The sequence below is a fragment of the Siminovitchia fortis genome, from assembly GCF_007681465.1.
Taxonomy (GTDB): Bacteria; Bacillota; Bacilli; order Bacillales; family Bacillaceae_C; genus Siminovitchia; species Siminovitchia fortis.
Genome location: NZ_VEKZ01000190.1, coordinates 1 through 309 on the forward strand (window position 1 = coordinate 1; position 309 = coordinate 309).

Here is a 309-nt window from a genome sequence, read left to right on the forward strand (position 1 = left end):
AGAAGTTCGTTCCGGTTCCTTGAATATCTCTGCTATAAAGGCTTCAATCTTTTGGTCCCACAGATCACTGACCCAGTTTTTCATTTCCAGTAAAGTGCCTTTATATCCTGTTTTATGTTTCAATAACAGGTTTAAGCAGTAGGTGATCATGGCTATGTAGATTTGGTTGTAAACGGCATTTTTGCTTTGTCCATAGAGTCTTTTCAAGACCAGGTGCTGCTTTACCCATTTGAAAAACAATTCAATCTGCCACCGTGTCCGGTAGAGGTCGCTGATTTCCTGTGCGTTTATTTTTGCGTCATTGCACAC

1 protein-coding gene is annotated in these 309 nt (G+C 40.8%); it reads right to left on the minus strand.

Annotation, left to right across the window (positions count from 1 at the left end; translation table 11 throughout):
• Positions 1–309 (minus strand): transposase (locus tag FS666_RS19540; RefSeq protein ID WP_186306633.1); only part of this gene is annotated, 309 nt, incomplete at both ends.